The 2,629-nt window shown below is 34.6% G+C and carries 2 protein-coding genes and 1 pseudogene; 1 reads left to right on the top strand and 2 read right to left on the bottom strand.

The window, feature by feature from the left end; genetic code table 11:
* Positions 1 to 194 precede the first annotated feature (194 nt).
* Together E1171_RS24885 and E1171_RS03140 are read right to left on the bottom strand one after the other, a co-directional pair.
* Positions 195 to 293 (bottom strand): annotated as a pseudogene (locus E1171_RS24885) (IS200/IS605 family transposase); the annotation flags it as partial.
* Between the two features lie 86 nt (positions 294 to 379).
* The gene (locus E1171_RS03140; RefSeq protein WP_155203992.1) at positions 380 to 1,570 is read right to left on the bottom strand and encodes an exo-beta-N-acetylmuramidase NamZ family protein; all 1,191 of its coding nucleotides are present in this window, start codon (positions 1,568 to 1,570) and stop codon (positions 380 to 382) included.
* A gap of 648 nt (positions 1,571 to 2,218) precedes the next feature.
* On the opposite strand from E1171_RS03140, the gene E1171_RS03135 reads away from it, so the two are divergent.
* Positions 2,219 to 2,437: a hypothetical protein gene (locus E1171_RS03135; RefSeq protein ID WP_155203989.1), complete on the top strand. Its 219-nt coding sequence runs from the start codon at positions 2,219 to 2,221 to the stop codon at positions 2,435 to 2,437.
* Positions 2,438 to 2,629 lie beyond the last annotated feature (192 nt).

Here is a 2,629-nt window from a genome sequence, read left to right as displayed (position 1 = left end):
CTTATAGGTGTTTAAGGTGAATGAATCATACCCCCAATTGGCAATAAAATTGAAGTCCTCAGCTATTTGGGTCATTATTAATTCTTCACTTTTAACTATTCATTAACCTTTCCCTTTCATCATCTTCTTCACCTCCTCAAATTCCTTTTTAAAGTCAAAAAACTCATTCTTTAGTTTACTTTACCACCTGCATCGTGGCTATTAAATAGTTTTATTGCTATTTTTCCTTTTAGCACTCCCATTAATTTAGAGATAGGATCCTTTGGAGTAACAGAAGCCAACAAATGAATATGGTATCCTTAAACATTCAATTCTTGAACCTCACAGGATTGCCATTCACAAATGTAGTACTTGTCAAAAGGAGATGTTCGCTGAAATTCTAAGGATAGATTAGGTATTTCTTTCGCATCTTCTTATATTTTTCCAATCCCGGTTCCCAGCTTTTGCGAATCTCAGCCTCGGATAATCCTGCAATAATCTGCTTCCTCAATCCTGGCCCACCTGCTAGTTTGTCAAATACTACGATTTGTATACTTTGATTGTGGTCAAAGAAGATAGATCTGTTAGGATATCTTTTGTAGGTTTCTATTAACCAGGATAAATCTATTTTCTTTCCTTCTCTTAATTCTTTCAAATCCAGTTGTCTTAAATCCAGTCCAAAGCATCTTTTGTTCAGATGTTTTGGTGTCGCGCTCATTTCTGGAATACTTACAGGAGTGAATGAAAAATCATATATTCCTTTAAATGCCGGGCTACCGATTACCGTGAAAGGAAATTGAGTACCTCGACCCTCACTGAGCACGGTTCCTTCAAATAGGCAAGTTGATGGATACAAAAGTGCGGCATGATAGGTGTTTATGTTCGGTGACATGTTCACAGGGGGTATATATTCCATGTCGTGACTATAATTTAATACAGGGATTACCTTAATATTACATTTTATTCCGTTTGCCAACCAGCCTTCACCATTGATCATCTGAGCATACTCCCCTATGGTCATTCCGTGTGTAATAGGAACAGGATGCATTCCGATATCAGATTTATAGGCCATGTCTAATATAGGCCCATCAATAAGATAACCATTCGGATTTGGTCTATCTAATATTAGTAGTTCCTTATTATTCTCTGCACAGGCCTCCATAACCCTATGCATAGTCGCTATATAGGTAAAATATCTTACTCCGATATCCTGAATGTCAAAGACCATCAAGTCTACATCTTCCAACATTGCTTTGGTAGGTTTATTGGTTTTTCCATATAAGGAAACTATTTTGATCCCTGTAATTGGATCTATATCATCCGGTACTTTTACACCGGCCCCTAGGTCTCCACGAAACCCATGCTCAGGACCAAATACTTTGACAATATTTACACCTAAGGAAATCAGACTATCTACAATAGGCTTATTTCCTATTCTTGAAGTAGGATTAACGACCATTCCAATTTTTTTACCTTTAAGGTAATTTAGATATTTCGAAGTTTGGTCGGCACCTGTACGAATTTGTGATATAGCAGTATTAATCGTAAATAATAATGCGCAAAGGATGTAGGTAAATTTAATTTTCTTCATGTTTATTGTAATTAAGCCCCCTTTGTATCTATCAAGTCCTCCTTATTATATGATTAAGTTTATCCATGGTAACTTGAAATAAATGCTAAAAGAATGGTGACTGAGCTTATTTAAGCTATCTTAAGATTATGTAAAAATTCACAAATACGCAATAATTTTTTAAAGACCCGAGTAAAGAAGCAAGATGATGATCGCAAGATAAATCCAATAGAATTGGTCAGCAGTTTGGTATAAGTATTCAAAGTAAATGATTCATACCCCCAATTGGCTATATAATTGAAGCCCTTAGTTTCTAAGGTCATTTTAAATTCTACATTATTAGCTATTTATAAACCCTTCCCATTCATCTTTTTCTTCATGTCCTCAAATTCCTTCTTAAAGTGAAAGAATTCATTCTCTAGTTTATTTACCACCTGCATGGTATTAAAATAAGAATTTTACAATTTAAAATTCAAAGAACATTTCATCTGCCAATTTTCTCTCACTGTAAAGAGTACGGATTTGTCCACTTCTGCTAGACTTTTATCCCTCGCCTATTGGTTAGGCTTCCTTCTCTTTTTTGTAAACTCCAAAACTCATTATGTACTAGTTATTTGGAGTGGAAAATAAGCGTTAGCTTGGGGTCGTTTTAGATGATACATAAAAATTTTGGATAAAATTGACCAAAAGGAATTAACGCATTTTTTTGAAAACCTTAAGTTTCAAATCAGAGAAAAGCGTCAAAAAGCAAGGTATATGCACGAGCATAATTTCAAAAAAGAGCAAGAGTATATTCAAACAAAAATAGAGGTTGCAGAAAGTATTCGTTTTGGCATTGAGTGGTTGAAAGACGGTAAAAAAGGTGCTGAAATTGATCTTGAATTTTAATTAATCCCAACACCGAGATAGGTGGAATAAAGAAAATAACATGAAAGAGAAAAAGGGGAGGGGTAAGAACACCAATCTGGTTTGCTATATTTTTTTGCGTCCCTTCCCCCTATATTTTTAGAACTTCTTAGGAATGACAATTGGTATAATAATATAAAACACAGAAATTGTTAAGATAAGGTAAATCCAAAA

The organism is Xanthovirga aplysinae (assembly GCF_009711365.1).
Taxonomy (GTDB): Bacteria; Bacteroidota; Bacteroidia; order Cytophagales; family Cyclobacteriaceae; genus Xanthovirga; species Xanthovirga aplysinae.
The sequence above is the reverse complement of the archived record's forward strand: the minus strand, read 5'-3'. Positions and strand labels throughout refer to the sequence as shown.